General features: G+C 42.9%; 24 protein-coding genes. 8 read left to right on the forward strand and 16 right to left on the reverse strand.

Annotated elements, in window-relative coordinates; all coding sequences use genetic code 11:
* Positions 1-4 precede the first annotated feature (4 nt).
* From MHN79_RS04190 to MHN79_RS04200, 3 genes are all read right to left on the reverse strand, one after another.
* A complete protein-coding gene (locus tag MHN79_RS04190) occupies positions 5-667 on the reverse strand; it encodes a ChrR family anti-sigma-E factor (RefSeq protein ID WP_239171840.1) in 663 nt (220 codons plus the stop codon).
* Positions 664-1,248, reverse strand: coding sequence for a sigma-70 family RNA polymerase sigma factor (locus MHN79_RS04195; protein WP_239171841.1), 585 nt, complete (start codon positions 1,246-1,248; stop codon positions 664-666). The genes MHN79_RS04190 and MHN79_RS04195 overlap by 4 nt, the downstream gene beginning before the upstream one ends.
* A 101-nt stretch (positions 1,249-1,349) precedes the next feature.
* Complete coding sequence (locus tag MHN79_RS04200) at positions 1,350-1,919, reverse strand: LON peptidase substrate-binding domain-containing protein (RefSeq protein ID WP_239171842.1); 570 nt, start codon at positions 1,917-1,919, stop codon at positions 1,350-1,352.
* Positions 1,920-2,266: 347 nt separating this feature from the next.
* Here MHN79_RS04200 and MHN79_RS04205 point away from each other — a divergent pair, with 347 nt between their 5' ends.
* The 4 genes from MHN79_RS04205 to csdA all read left to right on the forward strand — a co-directional run bounded on the left by MHN79_RS04205 (position 2,267) and on the right by csdA (position 5,878).
* Positions 2,267-3,076 carry an outer membrane protein OmpK gene (locus MHN79_RS04205; protein WP_239171843.1) on the forward strand — a complete coding sequence of 270 codons (810 nt, stop codon included), beginning with the start codon at positions 2,267-2,269 and terminating at the stop codon, positions 3,074-3,076.
* A 111-nt stretch (positions 3,077-3,187) separates the two neighbouring features.
* On the forward strand, positions 3,188-4,072 hold the full coding sequence (gene panE, locus MHN79_RS04210) for a 2-dehydropantoate 2-reductase (RefSeq protein ID WP_239171844.1): 885 nt from the start codon (positions 3,188-3,190) through the stop codon (positions 4,070-4,072).
* Complete coding sequence (locus MHN79_RS04215) at positions 4,065-4,670, forward strand: DJ-1 family glyoxalase III (protein WP_239171845.1); 606 nt, start codon at positions 4,065-4,067, stop codon at positions 4,668-4,670. Before panE ends, MHN79_RS04215 begins: the two co-directional genes overlap by 8 nt.
* Positions 4,667-5,878 carry a cysteine desulfurase CsdA gene (csdA, locus tag MHN79_RS04220; protein ID WP_239171846.1) on the forward strand — a complete coding sequence of 404 codons (1,212 nt, stop codon included), beginning with the start codon at positions 4,667-4,669 and terminating at the stop codon, positions 5,876-5,878. The genes MHN79_RS04215 and csdA overlap by 4 nt, the downstream gene beginning before the upstream one ends.
* 34 nt (positions 5,879-5,912) lie before the next feature.
* On the opposite strand, the gene radA is transcribed toward csdA, so the two are convergent.
* On the reverse strand, positions 5,913-7,292 hold the full coding sequence (radA, locus tag MHN79_RS04225; RefSeq protein WP_239171847.1) for a DNA repair protein RadA: 1,380 nt from the start codon (positions 7,290-7,292) through the stop codon (positions 5,913-5,915).
* A 134-nt stretch (positions 7,293-7,426) separates the two neighbouring features.
* On the opposite strand from radA, the gene MHN79_RS04230 reads away from it, so the two are divergent.
* Positions 7,427-9,772 carry a PilZ domain-containing protein gene (locus MHN79_RS04230; protein WP_239171848.1) on the forward strand — a complete coding sequence of 782 codons (2,346 nt, stop codon included), beginning with the start codon at positions 7,427-7,429 and terminating at the stop codon, positions 9,770-9,772.
* Between the two features lie 59 nt (positions 9,773-9,831).
* Here the strand turns inward: MHN79_RS04230 and serB are convergent, their stop codons facing one another.
* Entirely contained in the window at positions 9,832-10,812 is a 981-nt protein-coding gene (serB, locus tag MHN79_RS04235) for a phosphoserine phosphatase (RefSeq protein WP_239171849.1), read from the reverse strand.
* Positions 10,813-10,915: 103 nt separating this feature from the next.
* Here serB and MHN79_RS04240 point away from each other — a divergent pair, with 103 nt between their 5' ends.
* Complete coding sequence (locus tag MHN79_RS04240) at positions 10,916-11,521, forward strand: YtjB family periplasmic protein (protein WP_114785172.1); 606 nt, start codon at positions 10,916-10,918, stop codon at positions 11,519-11,521.
* A gap of 38 nt (positions 11,522-11,559) precedes the next feature.
* Here MHN79_RS04240 and deoD read toward each other — a convergent pair whose 3' ends face one another.
* The 8 genes from deoD to MHN79_RS04280 all read right to left on the reverse strand — a co-directional run bounded on the left by deoD (position 11,560) and on the right by MHN79_RS04280 (position 19,550).
* On the reverse strand, positions 11,560-12,279 hold the full coding sequence (deoD, locus tag MHN79_RS04245; RefSeq protein WP_239171850.1) for a purine-nucleoside phosphorylase: 720 nt from the start codon (positions 12,277-12,279) through the stop codon (positions 11,560-11,562).
* 78 nt (positions 12,280-12,357) lie between these two features.
* Positions 12,358-13,686, reverse strand: coding sequence for a thymidine phosphorylase (deoA, locus tag MHN79_RS04250; RefSeq protein ID WP_239171851.1), 1,329 nt, complete (start codon positions 13,684-13,686; stop codon positions 12,358-12,360).
* 91 nt (positions 13,687-13,777) lie between these two features.
* Positions 13,778-14,554 carry a deoxyribose-phosphate aldolase gene (gene deoC, locus MHN79_RS04255; protein WP_239171852.1) on the reverse strand — a complete coding sequence of 259 codons (777 nt, stop codon included), beginning with the start codon at positions 14,552-14,554 and terminating at the stop codon, positions 13,778-13,780.
* Positions 14,555-14,838: 284 nt separating this feature from the next.
* Complete coding sequence (locus MHN79_RS04260) at positions 14,839-16,104, reverse strand: NupC/NupG family nucleoside CNT transporter (protein WP_239171853.1); 1,266 nt, start codon at positions 16,102-16,104, stop codon at positions 14,839-14,841.
* Between the two features lie 205 nt (positions 16,105-16,309).
* The gene (locus MHN79_RS04265) at positions 16,310-17,083 is read right to left on the reverse strand and encodes a TatD family hydrolase (RefSeq protein WP_239171854.1); all 774 of its coding nucleotides are present in this window, start codon (positions 17,081-17,083) and stop codon (positions 16,310-16,312) included.
* Between the two features lie 2 nt (positions 17,084-17,085).
* Positions 17,086-17,232, reverse strand: coding sequence for a hypothetical protein (locus tag MHN79_RS04270; RefSeq protein ID WP_239171855.1), 147 nt, complete (start codon positions 17,230-17,232; stop codon positions 17,086-17,088).
* Positions 17,233-17,244: 12 nt separating this feature from the next.
* The gene (yaaA, locus tag MHN79_RS04275) at positions 17,245-18,018 is read right to left on the reverse strand and encodes a peroxide stress protein YaaA (RefSeq protein WP_239171856.1); all 774 of its coding nucleotides are present in this window, start codon (positions 18,016-18,018) and stop codon (positions 17,245-17,247) included.
* A gap of 98 nt (positions 18,019-18,116) precedes the next feature.
* Positions 18,117-19,550 carry a sodium:alanine symporter family protein gene (locus tag MHN79_RS04280; RefSeq protein ID WP_160929487.1) on the reverse strand — a complete coding sequence of 478 codons (1,434 nt, stop codon included), beginning with the start codon at positions 19,548-19,550 and terminating at the stop codon, positions 18,117-18,119.
* Between the two features lie 701 nt (positions 19,551-20,251).
* Here MHN79_RS04280 and MHN79_RS04285 point away from each other — a divergent pair.
* Entirely contained in the window at positions 20,252-20,434 is a 183-nt protein-coding gene (locus MHN79_RS04285; RefSeq protein ID WP_160929485.1) for a DUF3545 family protein, read from the forward strand.
* Between the two features lie 40 nt (positions 20,435-20,474).
* Here the strand turns inward: MHN79_RS04285 and MHN79_RS04290 are convergent, their stop codons facing one another.
* The 3 genes from MHN79_RS04290 to MHN79_RS20855 form a co-directional block, all read right to left on the reverse strand.
* A complete protein-coding gene (locus MHN79_RS04290) occupies positions 20,475-21,026 on the reverse strand; it encodes a hemerythrin domain-containing protein (RefSeq protein WP_239171857.1) in 552 nt (183 codons plus the stop codon).
* A 93-nt stretch (positions 21,027-21,119) separates the two neighbouring features.
* Complete coding sequence (gene ung, locus MHN79_RS04295; RefSeq protein WP_239171858.1) at positions 21,120-21,812, reverse strand: uracil-DNA glycosylase; 693 nt, start codon at positions 21,810-21,812, stop codon at positions 21,120-21,122.
* A 392-nt stretch (positions 21,813-22,204) separates the two neighbouring features.
* Entirely contained in the window at positions 22,205-22,330 is a 126-nt protein-coding gene (locus MHN79_RS20855) for a hypothetical protein (protein WP_275436004.1), read from the reverse strand.
* Positions 22,331-22,594: 264 nt separating this feature from the next.
* Here MHN79_RS20855 and grcA point away from each other — a divergent pair, with 264 nt between their 5' ends.
* Positions 22,595-22,972 carry an autonomous glycyl radical cofactor GrcA gene (gene grcA, locus MHN79_RS04300; RefSeq protein ID WP_239171859.1) on the forward strand — a complete coding sequence of 126 codons (378 nt, stop codon included), beginning with the start codon at positions 22,595-22,597 and terminating at the stop codon, positions 22,970-22,972.
* Positions 22,973-23,033 lie beyond the last annotated feature (61 nt).

Below are 23,033 nucleotides of genomic sequence, written 5' to 3' on the forward strand. Positions count from 1 at the left end.
CAAGTTAGGGATACATTCCTTTGCCAAACAGATTAAATATTCTTGCCACTCCTTGGGTGAACATCATAGGCTGAGTTAATACAGTAAGGCATAAACAATCTTCACCCTCTTTTGTGTAAGGACTGTGCTTGTCTGACCCATCTTTGACTAGATAATCTCCCGCCTCGTAATGCCCGGCTTCATCACTAAAACCTCCGTGCAGTATCAAGGTCGATTCAACCCCTTTGTGAGTATGCTGAGGAATTTTTACCCCCTCCGCGATATACAACAGATTCACTTTGACTGAGTCACACACATCGACCGGAGCACTAAATACTTTGCCGCCGTAGCTGCGCCACTCGCCAATTTTGTTCTCAAACCGAGAAAGAGAAAGCGGCAGAGAAAAGGTTTTGCCATGCACTTGCACTGATAGAGGCTTTCTGAACGGCCTCATCGGCATGATTTCTTGCTCAGAGTCTACTATGTCCGCGAACATAGACTCAAAGCTCGGATCTTGTTCCCCCTTGAGAGAACTCAGCTCCTCACCCAAATATTGCTCGTGCTTTAACACATTTGCTTTACAGTCTGGACAGCTCTCTAGGTGCGTAGCAATAGCAAACCCGTCAACGGAGTTAAGTTCTCCTGCCGCATACGCTTTGAGAATGTGTAGTTCAGGATGATAACTCATAACCGCTCTACCTCCATTGAGTGACGTAATTTTTCAACGGCCAATCTTAGTCTCGATTTCACCGTCCCCACTGGAATATCGTACATGTCAGCGACTTGCTGATGAGGAAGTTCTTCCAGATACACTGCTTGTACAACCTTCCTTTGCGGCTCTGGCAGCACGCTCAAGAACTTGACGACCTGCTCTTTAAGCATCTCGTGCTCAGGAGCATAGTCTTCGACTCTATCTGGCGGACAAAAATCATCTGGCCAAATATCCTCGGAGTGGATATGTAATTCCCGTCCTCGCTGCTTACGTAACGTGTCGAAGCAAAGGTTTCGAGCGATTGTGTATATCCACGTTGATAGTGAACTTTTCGCTCCATCAAAAAGCTGGCTCTTTCGCCACACTGTTGCCAGCGTTTCTTGTACCATCTCAAGCGCGACTTGTTCGTTCCCCATGTGCTTGAAGGCAAATTGCTTGAGACGCGGTGCGAAATGCTTAAAGACCAGAGAAAAAGCGTCTTTATCCTGCTCTTTCACTCTGTCCATGCACTCACACCAATCTTGCTTAGCAAATGACTCAGTGTCTTTAGATAGCATGCCGAGTTCCTTTTACGTGCTGTATTGGTCGGTATACGAACACTGACAGCAAAGTGATCATATTCGAGTTCAATAAAATTGAACTCTATCTTATCTAGAGTTTAGTTCTCTATCGACTGAGATAAAAATTCTATAGCCTGCTGACAGTCGCTCTGCATGAGCAGATGGTCTGCTTCTTTTTGGTTGACAGGGAGGAGTTCTAACCATCTCTGGCACACCCAAGTGGCATCATCGAAATAACACTCTGGGTGAAGCTCGGAAAACTGAGGAAAGCGGCGGTACACATCTTTGAGGTATTCACTTAAGTGCTGGTGTTCCAATTTTATCTTTGAGTAGGTCCAAGTGTCTAGCCACTCCACTTTGGCTTGCCTCAACCCATCATATTCAGAGCGGACCTTAATGATCTTAAATCGCTTTGTTCCGACTATGGTGACACCTAGCAGCCCACCGTCCAAAACTTCAAAGTCGACAATCTCAGCAAGGGTTCCGACGACCGACAGCGCGGGATCTCCAGATTCGGCGTTCGAATCATACAGACAAATACCAAACGTGTTATCAGCCTGACAAGCTTGCTTGATAAGCCTCTTATACCTTGGCTCAAAAATTCTCAGTTTCATTTTTCCGCCGGGAAGCAGCACAGAGCCGAGCGGAAAAAGCATTAATTCATTCACTACTTAGTACCATAGGTTCGTTTTACAGGATCTACGGTACAGGTGGCAATTCGATCAATTCTTAGCCTCACGTGTGATTAAAACGAGAAAATCACATTTTCACTTAACAAGCAAGGAAGCAAACGATACCGTCAACACTTCTGCTAGAAACATGTCAGTTCCATTTAAAAATAAATTAATCATTAAAATCGTGACTTAGATCACTAAAATTGTGCAAAATATCATCATTTATCACTGATAAATGATGTGTTTATCGCTATTATGCGCCCAGCCAAAGTACAGCGAAGATTGTATACCTCGGCACGATAATTACATTTTCACACAAACTATACATAGAGAGTCCCACTATGCGTAAATCACTTTTAGCTCTTGGTGTTGTTGCTGCAATGTCTAACCCTGTTATGGCAGCTGACTACTCAGACGGTGATATTCACAAAAACGATTACAAATGGCTTCAATTTAACCTAATGGGAGCCTTTAATGAAAAAGGCCCTGGCTCTGACTCCACCCATGACTATCTTGAGATGGAATTCGGCGGTCGTTCAGGAATTTTTGACCTTTATGGGTACGTTGATTATTTCAATATTACTGGTGATTCTGACAGCGACAAATCAGGTAAAGACAAACTATTTATGAAGTTTGCTCCTCGTATGTCTCTGGATGCATTAACGGGTAAAGATCTCTCTTTTGGCCCTGTACAAGAAGTCTATATTGCCAGTGAAAACATCTTTTACGGCGGCGCAACAGAAGCACAATATAAAATCGGTGTCGGCTCTGACGTCATCGCGCCATGGCTAGGTAAAATGGGCCTGAACCTTTATGCAACGTATGACAACTCTAAAAAAGATTGGAATGGTTACCAGCTTTCTACTAACTGGTTCAAACCTTTCTATCATTTCGAGAATGGTTCATTTATCTCATACCAAGGCTATCTAGATTTCCAGTTTGGTATGAAAGACGAATATTCTCAGTCTAGTACTGGTAGCGCTATGTTCAACGGCATCTACTGGCATTCAGACCGCTTTGCTGTAGGTTATGGTTTAAAGCTATTTAAGGACGTATACGGCTTTGAAGACGGCGCAGCGAACCCATATGGCAGTGGAGAAAACGAATCTTCAGGCGTTGGCCACTACGTATCGGTTACCTATAAGTTCTAAGCCAAGTAGTAAGCTACAATTTTAAAAATGGCACGTTAACGTGCCATTTTTATTGGCAATACCTTCATATCATCGTATTCTCTTGGCAAATTCGCGCCTATTATCGTTAAGATGAAGATTGTTATACTTGGTCCTGGGGCTGTTGGCTCTTTATGGGCATGTTGCTTAAGCCGGGCTGGCCATTCAGTGTCACTTTGGTCTCAACACCAATGCGACTCCATTTATCTTCAGCAAGAGCACTTCCCTGAAATACAATTTACCAGCAATGATAAGGACAAACTTACATCAGCAGACCTTTTATTGGTCACGCTTAAAGCCCCTAAGGTTCTGCCAGTTATCGAGAGAATGGTTCTTGATATTGCCCAAGAAACGATTGTGGTCTTAATGCACAATGGCATGGGTACGGCAGAGGCCATCAACACTTTATTACCGAATAATCCACTGGTGATTGCCACTACTACGCATGGCGCTTTTCGCCCAAAACCAAATCAAGTACTGCATACAGGTAACGGATACACAGAGCTTGGCGGCTATAACGACGGTGGTAAACGTTGTGATTTTTTACAGCCCGTGTTTGAGCATGCGCTGCCAAAGACAAGCTGGCACACTGATATTCTTACTCCAATTTGGCATAAACTGGCAATAAACTGCATCATCAATCCGCTGACTGCAATTGATCAGGTTAAAAATGGAGAGTTATCCTCCCTTAAATATCAGGAAGTCATCACTTTGCTGATAGACGAAATAAACCAGGTGTTAAACGCTGAAGGTATAGATGTCACTTGCGAAAAGCTAGTCACTACAGTACATCAGGTTATTGAGGCAACATCTGACAATTACTCGTCTATGCATCAAGACATTTTCCATAAACGCCCAAGCGAGATAGACTTTATCACAGGTTATCTTTTACAAAGAGCAAAGGCACATAATATCTCTGCGCCCGTCAACCAAACGCTCTTTCAAAAAATTAAGCAGATTGAACAAGACCATGACTAAAAAAGTACTGGTACCTATAGCTCCAGGTACAGAAGAGATGGAAGCCATCACTATCATCGACATGATGGTGCGAGCAGGCTATCAAACCGTTATTGCAAGCGCTGATTTCGAAGGTCAGTTGACAATGAAAGCGTCACGCGGCGTAACATTAACCGCAGAGTGCAAACTGGTCGATATTGCTGACGACGAGTTTGACGCCATTATCTTACCCGGAGGCGTCGGCGGCTCTGAAGTCTTTCGTGATAGTACATTGCTAATAGAGATCGTTCGCCAACAAATGTATGAAGGCAAATTAGTTGCAGCTATCTGCGCAGCCCCTGCCATAGTGCTTGCTCACCATAATCTGTATCCGGATGCAATTATGACTTGCCATCCAAGTTTTGAGTCTCATATAAGCAAAGAAAAATGGCGCGCTAAACGCGTGACCTACGACGTCAACCATAATCTATTAACCAGTCAGGGGCCTGGCACTGCTCTTGAGTTTGTAATGGAAATTATCATCAATCTATCAGGCAAGAAGCATGCATGGGCAGTTGCAGAGCCTATGATTACTCTTCCCACTCTACACTATCAAAAATTGGGTGGCAGTGAATCATGATAGACGTGGAGGCTATTCGCACTCAATTTCCAGCATTGCAGCAAACTGTCAATCAACAAACGCTGGTATACCTTGATAGCGCTGCAACGACGCAAAAGCCTGACTGCGTCATCGAGACTATTGCTCACTACTATCGCGCACAAAATGCTAACGTTCATCGCGGCAGTCATAGTCTCACTGCACACGCGACCGGTCAGTTTGAATCCGCACGCTCGACTATCGCCAAGTTTATTGGAGCAAACAGCGAAAAAGAAATCATTTGGACGCGGGGAGCGACTGAAGCGCTCAATCTTATCGCTCAGACCTTTGCTCGTAATACGCTTGAACCTGATGATGAAATCTTAGTGAGTGAGATGGAGCACCACGCCAATATCGTACCTTGGCAAATCGTAGCTGAGCAAACCGGTGCTAAAGTGGTAAAAGTCCCCATGACAAGAGACTGTCAGTGGGATATGAAGGCATTTGATTCGTTACTGTCTAAAAAGACAAAAATTGTTGCACTGGCACATATCACCAATGTCACAGGAACAAGGTTACCCATTGAAGAGGTGATTGCTAAGGCAAAGCAAGTTGACGCGAAAGTGATTATTGACGGCGCACAAGGCATCGTCCATGAGCCCATTAATATCAATAAGCTTGGTGCTGACTTTTATGTTTTCTCAGGCCATAAGATCTTCGCTCCTGCTGGTATTGGCGTGCTTTATGGAAAGTTAGAGTTACTTGAAGCCATGCCACCATGGCACGGCGGCGGTAAAATGGTTGAGCATGTCTCTTTTTCAGGTACCACGTACAGCGCACTTCCCGGAAAATTTGAAGCGGGCACACCAAACGTTGCAGGGGCAATCGCACTTGCTAAGGCAATTGATTGGTATAGTGCTCTGTCTATCCAAGAAGTCGAAGAACATGTACAAACTATCACTCGGCAAGCTTATCAGAGGCTAATCAATATTGAAGGCGTAAAAGTACTCGGCTATCAGCCAAAAACGAGCGTGATTTCTTTTGTGGTTGAAGGGGTTCATCACCAAGATGTGGCCACTTTACTCGATCAGCAAGGTGTCGCCATCAGAGCAGGCCACCACTGCGCTCACCCGTTAATGGATGCCCTCGGCGTTAAAGGCACATTAAGAGCATCTTTTGCTATTTATAACAACTTGGAAGATGTTGACAGATTAATAGCTGGCGTTGAAAAAGCCGTTGATATGCTATAAGAGCTAAGGGTTGAGCACGTTCAACCCTATTCATTTACAACTCTTCAAATGCAGCAATAGCATCAGACAGTTTTTTAACCGCATGGATTTGCATTCCCGCGATTCCTCCCTTAGGCATATTGGCCGCTGGTACAATCGCTTTCTTAAAACCATGCTTAAATGCTTCGTTTAATCTTTCCTGCCCGCTTGGAACCGGACGTATTTCACCCGCCAGTCCAACTTCGCCGAAGATCACCACATCTCGAGGTAGAGCTCTGTCTCTAAAGCTAGATAGCAGTGCCATAACTAATGCTAGGTCAGCACTGGTTTCGGTAACTTTTACCCCGCCAACCACATTCACAAATACATCTTGATCCGCCATTTGCAAGCCGCCATGTTTATGTAGCACCGCAAGTAAAAGAGAAAGGCGGTTTTGCTCAAGGCCAACAGCAACACGCCTCGGATTGGCCAATTGGGAATAGTCGACTAACGCCTGTATTTCCACCAGCAAAGGTCGCGTGCCTTCCCAAACCACCATGACCGAGCTTCCTGACGTCTCTTCTTCCCCTCTTGAAAGAAAGATTGCCGATGGATTGCTGACTTCTTTGAGTCCTTGCCCTGTCATAGCAAAAACACCTAGCTCGTTCACTGCGCCAAAACGATTTTTGTGACTGCGAAGCGTTCTGAAACGGCTGTCAGTGCCGCCATCAAGTAATACTGAGCAATCGATAATATGCTCCAGTACTTTCGGTCCTGCTAGAGTGCCATCTTTGGTCACGTGCCCAACAATAAACACTGCGACATTATTTTGTTTAGCATAACGGGTTAAAGCAGTCGCCGACTCCCGCACTTGAGCTACGCTTCCAGGTGATGACTGTACATCCGCTACGTGCATCACTTGAATCGAGTCAATCACCAATAGCTTGGGCTGCTCTTTTTCAGCAACCTGACAAATTCTGTCCACGTTAGTCTCTGACAGCATCTTTAAATTATCTTTGGGTAAACCGAGGCGCGAAGCACGCATTGCCACCTGCTGCAAAGACTCTTCTCCTGTCACATAGAGTGTGGGCATGTGAGAAGCGAGATAACACATGGTTTGTAAAAGCAGGGTCGATTTCCCCGCACCTGGGTTTCCACCTATTAGTATCGCCGCACCTGGAACAACCCCTCCACCAAGCACACGATCAAGCTCTTTAAAGCCACTGGTAAAACGAGGGACCTCTTGCAAATCAATCTCAGACAATACTTGAACCTGAGTTTCTCCTGAATTACCCGCATAACCTGAAAGCCGGTCATGTTTATTACCCGCTGGTGAGGCAGCCATCCGAACTTCGCTGATCGTATTCCAAGCACCACAGGCATTACACTGCCCCTGCCACCTTGGGAAATCCGCCCCACAATCGTTACATACGTAGGCTCTTTTTACCTTTGCCATATCACTTCAGACCCCAATAAATACCGTTCACCTTATCATTCGTCATCAATAGACCTTGATTCGTTGTAACATAACACTAAAGTTTTATATATCAAGGTAGATATTTTTTGCGAGGGGTTATTAAGTCGTAACCAATGGAACAAGCCGAAATATTGTCGTTAGCAGAGCGACTCATCCCTGCTTATCACTCAGAAGATTTTGACTTCGTTCTTAGCCAAATGACCGAAGGAGAGGCCCCGTCTGTCAAACTTTTGGTCAAAATGGAATTAAACCGAGTGATGGCGCCTTGCTCTAAAATTGTTGACTTAAGAGGTAGGGTTAATGGTGAATGCCGAGAGTATGAGCTGGATGGCGTAAAACACTGGCTTGATGACGTCGCCTTCAATACTTACCAAAAAAATGTACGCAGGTATGGTGGTTATACGGAAGGAGTATGGGAGGCATTGTGCAACACTCACAATAACTTCCGTGTAATGAAAAAAAGAGGCCAGTTGCATGGTGACGAAACCGAAGAAAAGACCAGCATATTCGATGTTGAAGCGATTAAACTTGGCTACGACTTAAAACGCCGAGAAAATCGCCTCAAAATATCTTCTCAGATCGAGTTTAAACTCGGTATTGATCTTGTTCATGCCACGACTATCGATCTCTCTCCATCAGGAGCAAAATTTAAAGTCCCGTCGGCGTTCGATTATCAAGCTGGCTCAGAAATCTCTGTGAAGTTTACTGAATTGATGAAAGAGTCCGAACTAGAAGGATTAACCAACCCTGTAAAATACCGAATTGTTGGTGTAGATGAATCCTATGATAATGACTCGGTCAAGTTTCTTCGTTTGCTTAAACTAGACGAGTCTAATGTTATTGAACAGTTAATCGATAGTAAACTAAGTAGTGATAGCCAACGTAACCGGCATGACACACAAGACAAAGTCATTCGGGCTCGCTCAAGAGGCTATGAACACACTTTTCTAAAACATACTTGTAATCTTCCTCTATTCTTCAGTGGTTCTGAGTTAAAACTTGCCTTGATGACAGAAAATAATCAGCCAATATGGCACTATTGGCATGATGAACGTAATCAACAAGCCTTAACCAACCTTTTTAATCCCAAACGCATAGCAAGTATACTTAAAGCAGGTGAACAAAATTCAAGCCATACGTTTTATACCTTCACACATGGCCATCAAGAAAAAACTTTGTTTTTTTCTATGATGCTGTCAGAGGCAAAGCCTGAGGTACAACAACTGTTTTGCCATGTAGGAGCAAGGAAAGACAGTTGGAAAGTATTTAGAATTCATATGTTCAAGCTTACTGAAGAAGAAAGCTCCGAATTAGCGCAGCATTCTTCGGAGCTCACTCTGGATGCAAGTACACTCACCCATTGTGGTATCTTGCAAGAGCTATCGACAGAGACAAGCAAAGACGACTATTTAATCGCCCCAAAGCCCAAACTCCCCAGTAGCGCTATCAATAATTTTCGCCATGCTCGAAACCCGGCTAATAATCCAGCTTGTATTTATTATGATGCTAAATCACGCCGCAAGGAGCCACGCTTTCAATTCCGCTCTCCTTTGGTACTTACTGGGGAAGATAAACAAACACATTCTGGCATAACGCTTGATATTTCCAAACGTGGTATCAGCATTGCTTTAACCTCTCCTAGCACGCTTAAAGCCGGAGAAACATGCGCGGTAAACTTTACCGAGTTAGACAAACTCGACAAGAACTCCTCATTAAGTAAAGTCCCATATAAGGTAATTAGAATCTCACCTGGAGGGAAACGATTACAACTGGTGATTCTCGAAGATAGCCATACCATGAAAAACATCGCCTTTTTCGGCAGTTTAATTGAGCATAATCAAGACAAACTAAACTCTATAACGGAAGTACTTCCCAGCAATGAGTTATTAGAAGACCTGCATGATATTCTCCTAGGTAAAATCGTCAGCGCGCCTATTTTTGTTGAAAAACCAACACGAACTCTCAAACCTAGAGTGATCGGTGTTAATTTCCCTCTGCCTCCCTATCTAGTTCCACTGGCCAAACTCGGCAAGGAAGACAAATTCTCTCTTGAGCCTATTTTCAAAGGACATACCAATACATTACTTGCCCAGCCAATGAAACATATCGACGGCGCACAGCCACAGTTTCACGAAATCTATCTGGCGTTAACCTTATTTGGTAACCGAATCCAATCATGGGAGTCGAAGCTCATCGGTGAATTTGAGTCAGTACAAGAGCGAATAAAATTTATTAAAAAAGCTCAAACAATGGGGCGTTTCTATGCGATTCGAATCTGTAGTGCGCCAGTGTTCGAGCCGATGAGCGCTCTATTGCAAGAGGATATTACTGAACTTGCACCGCTTAACATGCATCATGCTAGAACACTGGAAAAAGAAATTACCGGTATCGTCGGATATAGCGAAATAACAGACATCACTGAAGAAGTAACACTCAGACTGCACTTGCCAAGTGAGTAGCTTTTTACTCGTTCGCAGAGACGTTTAAACTCAACGCCTCTGATTGTCATTGACCTACTTTATGGCTTAGCCTGAAAACTTATCTTTTTCTGCTTAGCTAGACTGGCAGACAGAATACATAACACGCCACCCAATCCAGCATAGCGCACTGCGGCTTGGGCGATTTTTTCTACTTTAGGCTTAGCATGGTAAGCAACTCCCAAACCCGCCGCTTCCATCATAATAAGATCGTTCGCACCATCACCAACAGCAACAGTATTGTGTGTTTCTACATCGTACAACTCCGCGAGTTCGTGTAGGATATCCGCTTTAGTCTGAGCCGATACTATCTCACCTAGTACGTTTCCTGTTAGCTTACCATTGGCAATTTCCAGTTGATTGGAGCGCGCATAGTCCAAATTCACTGTCTTTTTAAGGTGATCTGAAAAGTAAGTAAAGCCGCCTGAGGCAATTGCTGTTTTCCAGCCAAATTGTCGAAGCGTACCAATTAAACTGCCAAGATCAGGCATTAAAGCCAATTCATCCCTAACTTGGGTTAAAATTGATTCATCAGCACCAGCAAGCGCTGCGACTCGGCTACGCAAGCTTTGTTCAAAATCGAGCTCTCCTTGCATGGCACGCTCAGTGAGCTCTGACACTTGCTCTCCAACACCTGCCAACTTGGCAATTTCATCAATGCATTCTATTTGAATGGCGGTAGAGTCCATATCCAGCACGATCAAACCAGGTTTAGACAGGTCTGGAACATCATTAAGAGAGGCATAATCAAGTGATAATGTTTGCAATATTGTCTCATGCTCTGACATTAAGTCCCCTTGCATCAAAGCAACTTGATAAGGCCCGACTTTCCATACATCGACGATCTCATTGTGGTACCCTGTGAAGGAATTGATGCGTTCAAAATGTTCGGCTAGTAAATGCTCACCAAAGACAATCCAGTTGGCTTTCGCCTTATCCATGTGATTAGTGAATCTGGCTTCCGGTAATCGAGCATACAAAGAAGCCTGTTTTTGAATAGAAAGAGTCTTAAACGTTTCCATGTGAGTTATTCCTGAAAAACTTAACCACAACTTAACCTATTGCAATTTGCCTGCGCAAGTATCAATATTCTTTATAGTAAACTTATCTTATGTTTAGGTGAATATGGAATCTTCCCTATTTTCGTTTCGAATGGCTTTGAGAGTACTCACAATCGTCTCTCTTATCAGTATGTTACTTGTTATTGGAATCAATAGCGTCAAGATAAGCCAAGCGAACCAAGATATTCAAAAAAACCAGTTAGATACTCTAATTAAAGTTCTTGTATCTCAAGCATCATTGGCTGCAGGAGAGATGATTGCAAGCCAAGATCAAGAGCGCTTATTAAAGCTCACCAATCAGCTATCTAAAGACGATCTAGTATTTGACGCCACTATTTATGATGCTGAAGGTGTGCGATTAGCATCGAGTGACAAAAGCAAAAGTGTACGAGAAATCCTCGGTTTAGATACCCCGCTCGAGACAGCAAGGATCGGAAAGCAGCAACTCGTAGAACCTGTTACTTACGATAATGTGGTGATAGGTTTTGTGCGCCTTACGTTTGAAACAGGCAAAGTCACCGCTTTCTCTGACCATTACTACAGGAAAAGCGATCGCTACATGTACACTATGGTCGCCATGAGTTTTATCACTGGGATACTTCTGACCATTGTTGTGCGTAGAAAGCCCAGACAAAAGGGTGAAAATCTACTTCTAAAAGACCTAGGCTAAAGGGCTGATGTTCAACATCAACCCTATAGTGATACTGTTTACTTGCCATCGGACAAAATAATTGAATCGAGTGCTATCAGTATCATCTCATTAAAGGTTGTTTGGCGCTCATCAGAAGTGGTTTGTTCGCCCGTTTTGATGTGATCGGAAACCGTGCAAATCGTCATTGCCTTAGCGCCATATTCAGCACACACACCATATATTCCGGCAGCCTCCATCTCTACGCCTAAAATACCGTATTTATCCATTACATCAAACATACTAGGATTTGGTGTGTAGAACAGCTCCGCAGAGAATAAATTACCAACCTTTACCTCGATGCCGCGCTCTTTTGCCGCATCCTCGGCTGCACGTACCATGTGATAATCGGCGATGGCAGCAAAGTCGTGGTCATTAAAGCGAATACGGTTTACTTTTGAGTCAGTACATGCGCCCAACCCAATAATGACATCGCGGACTTTAATATCATTACTGACCGCACCGCAACTGCCCACTCGAATGATTTTCTTCACACCATAATCTTTAATAAGCTCAGTGACATATATCGAGCAAGAGGGAATACCCATACCATGCCCCATCACAGATACACAGCGCCCTTTATAATATCCAGTAAAACCCAGCATATTACGAACATCACAGACCTGAGTGACATCATTTAGGAAAGTTTCAGCTATGTATTGAGCACGAAGTGGGTCGCCGGGCATAAGTACAACATCAGCGAAAGCCCCTTGCTGGGCGTTGATATGTGGGGTAGCCATAATTGTTTATTCCTTTTTTCCAATGTTTAGCATTCTAGTTGCGTTTAAGCTTTCATTGTTTATCCAGTTGGGCTCGCTCTATATATCTTCAGCTCTAATTTGACGATACACATCAGGAGTTGGGGTGTATTCGCCTCCAACAGTGATCGCTTGTTGAAGTGATGTAGCGGCCTCTTTCCATTGCTGCTCATTTCGAGCATGGATAATGGCTAGTGGCTTATCTGAACACGCCTGTTCACCCAAACGGATAAATTGGTCAAACCCTACAGCATGGTCAATCTTATCTGTCGCAAAGCGGCGTCCTCCCCCCATAGCAACCACAGCCATCCCTATAGCACGAGTATCCATAGCAGTAACCATTCCCGTTTTCTCAGCAAATACAGCTTGGATAAAAGGCGCTTTTTCCAGGTAATCATCGTAATTTTCGACAAAATCGACTGGGCCACCTAAACCTTCAACCATCAGGCCAAAGCATCGCGCTGCTTTACCATTTTCCAATACCTCGATTAACTTGGTACGCGCATGCTCAGTGTTATCAGCTAGCCTTCCCAATACCAACATTTCCGCAGCAAGAGCTAGCGTCACTTCTAAAAGGCGGGGGTTTTGATATTCACCTGTTAAGAACCGAACTGCTTCTCTGACTTCCAATGCATTACCTGCTGATGAGGCTAATACCTGATTCATATCGGTTAAAATAGCGGTTGTTTTGGTGCCTGCACCATTTGCCACTCCGACAATGGATTTCGCCAAATGCTCAGATTCTTCGTAGGTTGGCATAAAGGCGCCGGACCCTACTTTGACATCCATAACTAGAGACTCTAATCCTGCTGCTAACTTTTTCGATAAAATAGAGGCAGTGATTAAAGAAATATTATCCACCGTTGCCGTGACGTCTCGAGTGGCATAGACACGTTTATCAGCTGGCGCTAAATTTCCGGTTTGTCCTATGATGGCAACGCCCGCTTGCCTAGTCACATCAGTAAAAACTTGGTTGGATGGCATAATGTTATAACCTGGAATAGATTCTAGCTTATCCAGTGTTCCTCCTGTATGCCCTAGCCCTCTTCCCGAAATCATAGGAACAAAGCCCCCACAAGCTGCGACCATAGGCCCAAGCATTAATGAGGTCACATCTCCTACTCCACCTGTTGAATGCTTGTCCACTACTGGGCCAGGAAAGTCTTGTTCGTGCCAATCAATGACCATTCCCGAGTCACGCATTGCACAAGTCAACGCAATTCGCTCTGGCATCGTCATTTCATTAAAAAAAATCGCCATAGCAAAAGCGGCTATTTGACCTTCAGAAACGCTGTTATTGGTAATTCCTTGGATAAAAAAATTAATTTCACCAGAGGTCAGCACCTCACCATCACGCTTTCGGCGTATGATTTCTTGGGGTAAATACATTAGAGCCTCCCATACATTGGGGGTTGATGAATTAGATGCAGCGGCAAGCAAACACTTACCGCTAAATTGACAAGATTAAGATCTATCGATCTCAATAAGCTGCAGGATCAGCGGTTTCTTTTGTCACTTCTAATGTATGAAGGAGGTTGGTCAGAAGACTCGAGGCTCCAAATCGGTAGTGACGTGCATCGACCCAGTCTTCACCCAATATTTCATCCGCCATGGCCAAATAAGCGGCAGCATCTTCAGCAGTACGTACTCCACCAGCAGGCTTAAAACCAACAGTGGAAGCGACCTTCATATCACGAATCACTTCCAACATCATTCGAGCATATTCAGGCGTAGCATTGACTGGCACCTTGCCCGTCGATGTTTTGATAAAGTCAGCGCCAGCATTGATTGATATCTGTGAAGCCTTTTTGATCAATTCTTCTTGTTTAAGTTCACCGGTTTCAATAATCACTTTGAGCAAAATATCACCGCAGGCTTGCTTGCACTGCTTTACGAGTTCAAAGCCTACCTCTTCGTCACCCGCCATCAGCGCACGATATGGAAAGACCACATCAACTTCATCAGCACCATAAGCGATTGCAGCTTTAGTCTCTGCGACCGCGTTACTAATATCAGAGTTTCCATGCGGGAAGTTGGTCACAGTCGCAATTTTAATATTTGGTGTGCCTTGTTCTTTAAGGGTCTTTTTAGCTATCGGGATAAAGCGAGGATAGATACAGATGGCTGCCGTATTACCTACTTTTGACTTAGCCTCGTGGCACAACTTAATGACTTTTTCATCGGTATCATCATCATTTAGCGTGGTAAGGTCCATCAATTTAAGCGCCCTTAAAGCCGCGTCTTTTAAATCGCTCATTCCTATCTCCGAACAATGTTTATTTTTGGCTTAATGGAAAAGTCAGAGTGTGGTTTCTATAAACGCAAAACTAAAATTTTCTGCCAGCTACAACACTCTCATATAGTCACAATACCTAGTCTTAACCCATAACGACAGCCACTTATAAAACGCAAACGGTTTGGATCTCAAACTAATTTCAGCCTTAAGAGCAAGCTACTAAATGAGTTAAGTAGTTAAGCCTAACCAACAAAAAAACCCGCTTTGCAGCGGGTTTTTTTATTCACTTTAACGAGTTGGTCTTATTACATACCAGATAAGGTTAGGCAGAAGCCTGCAATGGTTGCAGCCATTAGGTTTGACAAGGTACCCGCAGCAACTGCTTTCATCCCCATACGGGCAATATCAGAGCGACGCTGAGGTGCAAGTCCACCCAAGCCGCCTAGCAAAATTGCAATCGAGGACAGATTAGCAAAACCACACAGTGCAAATGAAATGATTGCCTTAGTTTTCTCAGACAGCACGATTTCTGCTGAATCACCCAAAAGCGGAGCAAAGTTTAAATAGGCAACAAACTCATTTACTACCAATTTTTGACCAATAAATGATCCCGCAATCGTTGCTTCTTCCCATGGAACGCCAATAAGGAATGCAAGTGGAGAGAAAACATAACCAAGGATTAACTCTAGCGTCAGCTCAGGCATTCCAAACCAACCGCCAACGCCACCCAAGATACCGTTAACAAGCGCAATAAGGCCAACGAAAGCAAGTAGCATGGCACCAACATTCAGTGCCAACTGTAAACCCACTGCTGCACCACCAGCGGCGGCATCAATAACGTTAGAAGGCTTGTCTTCTGCACCATCAATATCACCATCAAAGCTTTCATTAGGCTTATCAGTTTCTGGCATGATGATCTTTGCAAACAGCAAACCACCCGGAGCAGCCATAAAGGATGCAGCGACTAGATACTCGATCGGAACCCCCATAGATGCATAGCCAGCAAGTACACCACCAGCAACAGAGGCTAGACCGCCACACATTACAGCAAATAACTCTGATTGAGTCATTTTAGGAACGAATGGACGAACGACTAGAGGAGCTTCGGTTTGACCGACGAAAATGTTTGCCGCCGCAGACATAGACTCTGAACGTGAAGTACCCAATACTTTTTGTAGTGCACCACCAAGGATCTTAATTACCCACTGCATAATACCGATGTAGTACAAAACAGAGATAAATGCAGAGAAGAAAATTAGTGTAGGAAGGACTCGGAAAGCGAAGACGAAACCGCCGCCACCGAACATTTCAAACATTTTGTCTGATACTAGGCCACCAAAGATAAAATCGGAGCCTTTATTACCGTATGCAATTACATTCGAAACGCCGTCAGAAAAACCCTTTAGCAGTTCCTGACCCCAAGGTATGTATAAAATAAATGCACCAAGTGCAAATTGAATAGCGAATGCGCCACCCACTGTTCTATAGTTAATAGCTTTACGGTTGCTAGATAATGCTACTGCGATTGCAAGTAGAACTAGCATACCGACTAGGCTCATAAACAGGCTCATAGTTTATGACTTCCTTATATGTTGTTTGTTGGCGTGTTACAATTATGGAGCTATAAAGCGGGGGCAATTATACTCATCCGGCCACACATAAAGTAATGTGTTCTTCACAGTTTCTAATAAGATTCATCATGTGCTCACTCATTTATGTGACACAGATCACCAAATGCAATATGTTAAATCATATAAATAACATTTTACTTAGATTCTATTCACAAACTTTAAAGACCAGATTGGCATTTTTCCATGTCATTTGTGCGACAGATCGCTCATCTGTATCACGTAGAAGAGCCAAACAAGACAAGACTTGAGATAACATTGCGGGGTGATTAGGATTTCCTTGATAGCCCATAAGCGGCATATCTGGAGCATCTGTCTCCAGCACTATCCATTCAAGAGGTAAATTCGCAGCCGTCTGGCGAGTTTTCCTCGCACGAGGGTAAGTGATAACTCCACCTATACCAATATAAAAACCAAGTTCGATAAATTGCATCGCTTGTTGATAGCTGCCAGAAAAACCATGCAACACACCACCAAAAGCAAACTTATGCTTTTTTAACAGCTGAAGGACTTCATTATGCGTTTTTCTGCTATGAAGGATTAAAGGTAATTGAAGGTCGTTTGCCAATGCGATTTGTGCATTAAATACTTTACCTTGTATGTCATGGTCAACATCAACCATAGCATCTAAGCCACATTCACCAATCGCTCGAAAATGATTAAAATGGGCCTCTGTTTGTTTCTGTAAATCGTTAAGGTGATAAACACTATTGTCGGTAAGAAAATAAGGGTGCATACCTAATGCTGTATATATACCCGCATGTTCAGTCGACATTGCAAGCAACTTATCCCAGTTTGATGGGCCAATAGAGGGAATCATTATCCTCTCTACACCTTGCGCCTTAGCTAACTTAAGCTGACAGGCAAAATCATCTGCAAAAACATCGAAATCAAAATGACAGTGGGTATCAAAAAGGCGCATTATCATTGCGCCTTGTGTGTCAAATTAGATTCTTGGTCATTAGAGTCATTGCGATAAAGAACACAGCGGCGTCGATTGACTTCAACGAGCCCCATAGACTCACACCATGAGTCATAACGTACAATCCACTTTTTGAGCCAAGCATACATAACTAAAAACCTTTATTGCTCTTCTCGCTTAAAGACCAACTCTGTTGGTGATGACTCTTGCTCAACAAAATAATAACCTGCTACATCAAAGTTTGTCAGTTTTGCCACACTATCAATGCGATTTTCGATAATATATCTTGCCATCATACCGCGTGCCTTTTTAGCGTAGAAGCTGATGACCTTATACTGACCGTTTTTACAATCTTTAAATATCGGCGTCACCACTTGAGCATCGAGTAACTTTGGTTTAACTGCCTTAAAGTATTCATTTGAAGCTAAATTTATCAGCACATTATCACCCTGATCTGCAATAGCCGCGTTTAGCTTATCGGTTATCACATTACCCCAGAATTGATAGAGATTACTTCCTTTGCTATTCGCGAGCTTAGTGCCCATCTCCAATCGGTAAGGCTGCATTAGATCGAGGGGTTTAAGTAACCCATACAATCCAGATAGCATTCTTAAGTGCTTCTGGGCATAGTCAAAATCATCGTCAGAAAGTGTTTGTGCATCTAATCCAGTATACACATCACCCTTAAAAGCCAAAATCGCTTGACGTGCGTTCTCGGTTGTAAATTTCTCGTTCCAGTCTTGGAAGCGTCCAACATTAAGATCGGCAATCTTGTCGCTAACTTTCATTAGACTCGCAACATCAGCAGGCGTGAGCTTTCGACATACATCGATCAATTGCTTGGAGTATTCGACTAGCTCTGGTTGCGTATACTTCTCTGTCGCTAAAGGTGACTCATAATCTAAAGTTTTTGCAGGTGATACGACGATTAACATGACTTTAACTCTATCCTTCCTGTTGTGATTATCTATAGAGTACAAAAAAAGCCATGCAATGTCTGCATGGCTTTCTGTATCGTTATCATAGATAAGGTCTATGACTCTTTTTTACTGTTATCCCAAATACCATCTTCTAACTGTGATTTGAGCTCAGGGAAATCATTGCTATCAAACGTTGGAACCTTACCTGCTTTAAGCTGACGGTTATAGTCTTTAGCCAGTTTGATCACGATTCCTGAAAGCAGCAGAATAGCGACTAGGTTAACAATAGCCATCATGCCCATAGAGACATCAGCGAGTGACCAAACAATAGGCAAAGATGCTACGGCACCAAACATCACCATACCCAGAACAATAATACGGAAAATACCCAGACCGGCCTTATGGTTATGCTCAAGGAATATAAGGTTTGTTTCTGCATAGGAATAGTTAGCGATGATAGAAGTAAAGGCAAAGAAGAAAATTGCAATCGCAACAAAAACTCCGCCCCAAGAACCAACCTGAGAGCTCAGCGCTGCCTGGGTTAGCTCTATACCTGTGATTTCACCATGAGGTACATATTCACCAGACATAAGAATAATAGCCACAGTAGCAGAACAAATAACTATGGTGTCCATAAATACACCAAGCATCTGTACATACCCCTGAGATGCTGGGTGTGGCGGATAAGGCGTCGCAGATGCCGCTGCATTCGGCGCAGAACCCATACCAGCTTCATTTGAGAACAAGCCGCGTTTGATACCATTAATCATCGCTTGTGCAATCGCGTAGCCAAGACCACCAGCCGCAGCCTCTTGTAGGCCAAAAGCACTCTTAAAGATCAAGCTAAGTACTGCTGGTAGTTTTTCGATATTGGCAAAAACAACGAACAGAGCTAGTAGTAAGTATAGTAGCGCCATTGCAGGGACAATCATTTCAGCAACACGTGCGATTCGTTTGATACCACCAAAAATGATCACTGCAGAAAGCATTACTACGGCGATACCAACGTAAGTTTCGTCCCAACCAAATGCTGTATTCATTGCTCCAGCAATAGAGTTAGCTTGTACAGCGTTAAATACCAAACCAAAGGCGATGATAAGGAAAATAGAAAAGAGCACGCCCATCCAACGCATTCCTAAGCCTTTTTCCATGTAATAAGCAGGACCACCGCGGTAGTTGCCATCATCATCTTTGGTTTTGTATAACTGTGCTAACGTGCTTTCAGCAAATGATGTCGCCATACCTAGCATAGCGATAAGCCACATCCAGAAAATAGCACCAGGTCCACCAGCTGTTAACGCAACAGCAACACCAGCCATATTACCAGTACCAACACGGGCAGCAAGGCTAGTACATAAGGCTTGAAATGATGAAATGCCCGCATTGTCGGCTTTACGGCTGTTCTTCAAAACCGAAAACATATGACCGAAATGTCTAAATTGGATAAAGCCAAGTCTGACAGTAAAGTACACTCCGACACCAACCAGTAAATAAACCAGAATCGAGCCCCAAAGTAGGTCGTTCATCAAATTAATTAAATCTGTCATAAGCTCCTCATATTGAGTGTTCGCTGCTCTATGCTTCCTTGCCTTCCATCCAGTCGCTAACCAAGTGTCAACTTTGCTTAGTATTATTGTTTATTTATCGTGCAACTCAGATATGTAAAACGCGCCTCATGCTTCCATTTTACGTAGCAACGTATTTTTTGACTGGCGGATAATGCAATCTACCCAGTCAAAAATCAATATGAAACTGATTTTATATTTATTTTGCTTTTAACTATAAAATCACCATTAGCTAACACAAAAAAGAACAAAAAAAACACAACAAAGAAACATTAGCATTAAAATTTAACAACAATAAATAATAGACAACCTGACAGACATATGACCTTGTTTAAATGATTGTCACTCCTTTAACGCCAAGGACTCATCCAAGACACTCATTAGTGAGATTTACAATAGCAAGCATGCAAAACAAGTAGCACAGCATCAGAACTCACCACAAGTCAAACCGTTTAATATTTAAACACCCTTTTAACATTTAGCTTGTGATAGTTTGCACACTAAATCTTTTCCGTTTGGATAAAAAATCAACAAATTTTCATCATTTTTCTGTGAGGCTCAGTTAAAAATGCATAAAAAATTAATTTAATCGTAACAAATGCGAAACCAATCAAGGTTAGGCTTCAAACAGAGTGGTATTTAAACTGTACCCCTTAAAGGGAAATCATTTAAAGAGGTGGCTTATGGAAGGCTTAAACTTTGAAGATATCATGGAAATGGATTTTCCAAAAACTCGAGCAGCACGCTCGAAACCAGTCAAACGTAAATGGCGTGAAATTGAAGCGATTAAGGATAAGCAAAGGCTACAGAGAGAACTAAAAGAAATGGACATCGGCTTCGATGATTTTGATGAACTCGACTACTGATACTTTAAGGAGGCACACCAGTGCCTCCTTTTTGTCTTAATTAAACACTTTCTCGTTCACCTTGGCGAACACGCTGGGCAATCTGTTGATATTCTTCGGCGATAGTATCACCAAAAACAGGATCATCTTCACCGACATTCCAACGCTTTTCGACTTCCTGCCAGTCATGAAGATTAAAGCTTTTCTCAATTAAAGGTAAAATGGAACGCTCCTCAAACTCCAAATGACGCTTTTGTACTTTGATAAACTCTTCAAGCTGCTCGACAAAGATATGTCGAGGAACAACAGCATCTTGTAAAATCATTTCAACCGTATTGAGAAAAGCGTGAGTTTTGTCTGACAATAGTTCATGCTCTTGCTCCAAATCTTCCATCTCCTGTTTATGGCCGTAATGCTCCGTATAATAGTGATAGAGAATATCTTCTTTAGGGTGATGGACCCGCTCTGAATGATTGGCCATATAGTCGACAATTTCCTTGACCAAGGTATAGTTTATTGGCTGCTCAGTATGCATTTGAGCTATTTTCTTTTTCAATACAGCCAGAAGCCGAACCATATAACTGTGTTCTCTGTGGATCCTTTCCATCATCATGATGACACCTCTTAAGCCTTGTTTTTTATAAGTGTATAAGAAAGCGTTTGAGCGGATATTGACCCTAGTCGAAAATTAACAACGAAAAATTATCTATTCAGTCACATCCACTGACACCGGTAATCGCCAATCAATCTCCGACTTGCCCATGGACTGGAGAAGATGGTTCGCTCGTGAGAAATGTCGGCAACCGAAGAAACCTCGGTGTGCGGACAAAGGGGAAGGATGTGGCGCATCTAAAATATGATGACGTTTACGATCAATAAATCGGCCTTTCTTTTGCGCATGGGCTCCCCAGAGTAAAAAGATAACACCTGATTGATGTTGGTTTATCGCTTCGATGACTCTGTCTGTAAACGTTTCCCAGCCTGTTTTTGAGTGCGAATGCGCTTTACCTTGCTCTACGGTCAAAACAGTATTAAGCAATAAAACCCCCTGCTCAGCCCAATTTTGCAGATACCCATGGGTTGGGATCTCAAACCCCTCAATATCTTGAGATAGCTCTTTGTACATATTTACTAAGGATGGAGGTGGTTTAATTCCAGGAAGAACAGAAAAGCACAAACCATGAGCCTGCTTTGGTCCGTGATAAGGATCCTGACCAAGGATGACGACCTTTATATCACCAAATTCAGTCGCTCGAAACGCATTGAAAACATCTTTGGCGGGGGGATAGACGGCTTTACCTAAAGCCCTTTCAGACTCAACGAAGTTTAGGGTCTGCTGAAAATAATCCTGCTGCTTTTCCGCTCCAATGACATCATGCCACGCAAGTTGCTGGCCCATTGTATTGTTCCTTTTCCAGTTAATGCTATCCTGATTGTCGCAAAAAGTGTCCAAGGAACAAAGCGGTTAACAAGGTGACATTAATGTTTTTGCGGTATCCTATTGTGTCCTTGTCCTGTGACATGTCGGTTTGGCACTGGCATACGAGAAACGCGGGGACGAATATAAAAGGATGTATACGGCATAACTTTATCCTCATGAGTTGCAAGCCTAACTAGGCTATGAAAATTTAGTGCCAATGTTTCAAAACATCAGCTATGTAATTAATGCACTCGAGTCTTTTTGCTTTTTTCTATCTATATTTCATACGCCTAACTCACTCTTATCTTAAACAGCACAAAACAAAAACCAGCTAGGCGGAGCTTAAAGTGTTTAAAAAGCGGCAATCTTACTTATTCAAGAGGCAATGCCACCATCTCTTTATGCTTCTCAAGGTGACAATCACTATGACAAGAGGCCAATTGAGCTTTACCACGTTTGACTTTGAAAGATTCACCCTTTTTAAGCCCTTTTTCCATTTCAATTCCAGAAATAACAACGTGGTAAAATAACCACAAAAAGATCGAAATAAGGCTTTTACCCTTTGTAACAAGAGTAAATAAAACATAATCAATAAAATAAAGCCACTTGAATCAATCCTAATATTATCAGTAATTTAAAATACGCGGCATTTCATTGATTAAAATCAAAGCTAAGAAGACGTCAGTGCGTTATACAGTAGTCAAGAATGAGAATTTAGAAAAAAAACACCAACAAACGATTATTTCGATTAGGAGATAGACATGATCCAAGGGATACAAATTACCAAAGCTGCCAATGACGCACTAGTTAACTCAATTTGGCTGCTTGATACAGAGAAAGGCGAAGCGCGATGTGTTGCCGCACAGACTGAATATACTTGTGATCAAGTGATCGAGACTAGCGATCTCGGTGAGTATGAAAGTCGTGAGGTAACTATTGAAACGGCTCCGCGTATTGAAGGTGGACAACACCTTAATGTTAACGTTCTAAAACGTGAAACCTTAGAAGATGCGGTCGCAAACCCAGAGAAATATCCTCAGCTTACCATCAGAGTTTCAGGTTACGCAGTACGTTTTAATTCATTAACTACAGAGCAACAACGAGACGTCATTGCTCGAACTTTTACAGAATCACTGTAAAGAAACCAAACCATAGGGCGCTTTTACGCGCCTTATTTACCGCACTTCCCCCCAGCAAAAA

The organism is Vibrio sp. Of14-4, assembly GCF_022347625.1.
GTDB lineage: Bacteria > Pseudomonadota > Gammaproteobacteria > Enterobacterales > Vibrionaceae > Vibrio > Vibrio pristinus.

Excerpts from the sequence above, each read along its gene's own strand:
- MHN79_RS04190 (WP_239171840.1), bottom strand. The coding sequence starts at position 667 with ATGAGTTATCATCCTGAACTACACATTCTCAAAGCGTATGCGGCAGGA.
- MHN79_RS04195 (WP_239171841.1), bottom strand. The coding sequence starts at position 1,248 with ATGCTATCTAAAGACACTGAGTCATTTGCTAAGCAAGATTGGTGTGAG.
- MHN79_RS04205 (WP_239171843.1), top strand. The coding sequence starts at position 2,267 with ATGCGTAAATCACTTTTAGCTCTTGGTGTTGTTGCTGCAATGTCTAAC.
- panE (WP_239171844.1), top strand. The coding sequence starts at position 3,188 with ATGAAGATTGTTATACTTGGTCCTGGGGCTGTTGGCTCTTTATGGGCA.
- MHN79_RS04215 (WP_239171845.1), top strand. The coding sequence starts at position 4,065 with ATGACTAAAAAAGTACTGGTACCTATAGCTCCAGGTACAGAAGAGATG.
- csdA (WP_239171846.1), top strand. The coding sequence starts at position 4,667 with ATGATAGACGTGGAGGCTATTCGCACTCAATTTCCAGCATTGCAGCAA.
- radA (WP_239171847.1), bottom strand. The coding sequence starts at position 7,292 with ATGGCAAAGGTAAAAAGAGCCTACGTATGTAACGATTGTGGGGCGGAT.
- MHN79_RS04230 (WP_239171848.1), top strand. The coding sequence starts at position 7,427 with ATGGAACAAGCCGAAATATTGTCGTTAGCAGAGCGACTCATCCCTGCT.
- serB (WP_239171849.1), bottom strand. The coding sequence starts at position 10,812 with ATGGAAACGTTTAAGACTCTTTCTATTCAAAAACAGGCTTCTTTGTAT.
- MHN79_RS04240 (WP_114785172.1), top strand. The coding sequence starts at position 10,916 with ATGGAATCTTCCCTATTTTCGTTTCGAATGGCTTTGAGAGTACTCACA.
- deoD (WP_239171850.1), bottom strand. The coding sequence starts at position 12,279 with ATGGCTACCCCACATATCAACGCCCAGCAAGGGGCTTTCGCTGATGTT.
- deoA (WP_239171851.1), bottom strand. The coding sequence starts at position 13,686 with ATGTATTTACCCCAAGAAATCATACGCCGAAAGCGTGATGGTGAGGTG.
- deoC (WP_239171852.1), bottom strand. The coding sequence starts at position 14,554 with ATGAGCGATTTAAAAGACGCGGCTTTAAGGGCGCTTAAATTGATGGAC.
- MHN79_RS04260 (WP_239171853.1), bottom strand. The coding sequence starts at position 16,104 with ATGAGCCTGTTTATGAGCCTAGTCGGTATGCTAGTTCTACTTGCAATC.
- MHN79_RS04265 (WP_239171854.1), bottom strand. The coding sequence starts at position 17,083 with ATGCGCCTTTTTGATACCCACTGTCATTTTGATTTCGATGTTTTTGCA.
- MHN79_RS04270 (WP_239171855.1), bottom strand. The coding sequence starts at position 17,232 with ATGTATGCTTGGCTCAAAAAGTGGATTGTACGTTATGACTCATGGTGT.
- yaaA (WP_239171856.1), bottom strand. The coding sequence starts at position 18,018 with ATGTTAATCGTCGTATCACCTGCAAAAACTTTAGATTATGAGTCACCT.
- MHN79_RS04280 (WP_160929487.1), bottom strand. The coding sequence starts at position 19,550 with ATGACAGATTTAATTAATTTGATGAACGACCTACTTTGGGGCTCGATT.
- MHN79_RS04285 (WP_160929485.1), top strand. The coding sequence starts at position 20,252 with ATGGAAGGCTTAAACTTTGAAGATATCATGGAAATGGATTTTCCAAAA.
- MHN79_RS04290 (WP_239171857.1), bottom strand. The coding sequence starts at position 21,026 with ATGATGATGGAAAGGATCCACAGAGAACACAGTTATATGGTTCGGCTT.
- ung (WP_239171858.1), bottom strand. The coding sequence starts at position 21,812 with ATGGGCCAGCAACTTGCGTGGCATGATGTCATTGGAGCGGAAAAGCAG.
- MHN79_RS20855 (WP_275436004.1), bottom strand. The coding sequence starts at position 22,330 with ATGGAAAAAGGGCTTAAAAAGGGTGAATCTTTCAAAGTCAAACGTGGT.
- grcA (WP_239171859.1), top strand. The coding sequence starts at position 22,595 with ATGATCCAAGGGATACAAATTACCAAAGCTGCCAATGACGCACTAGTT.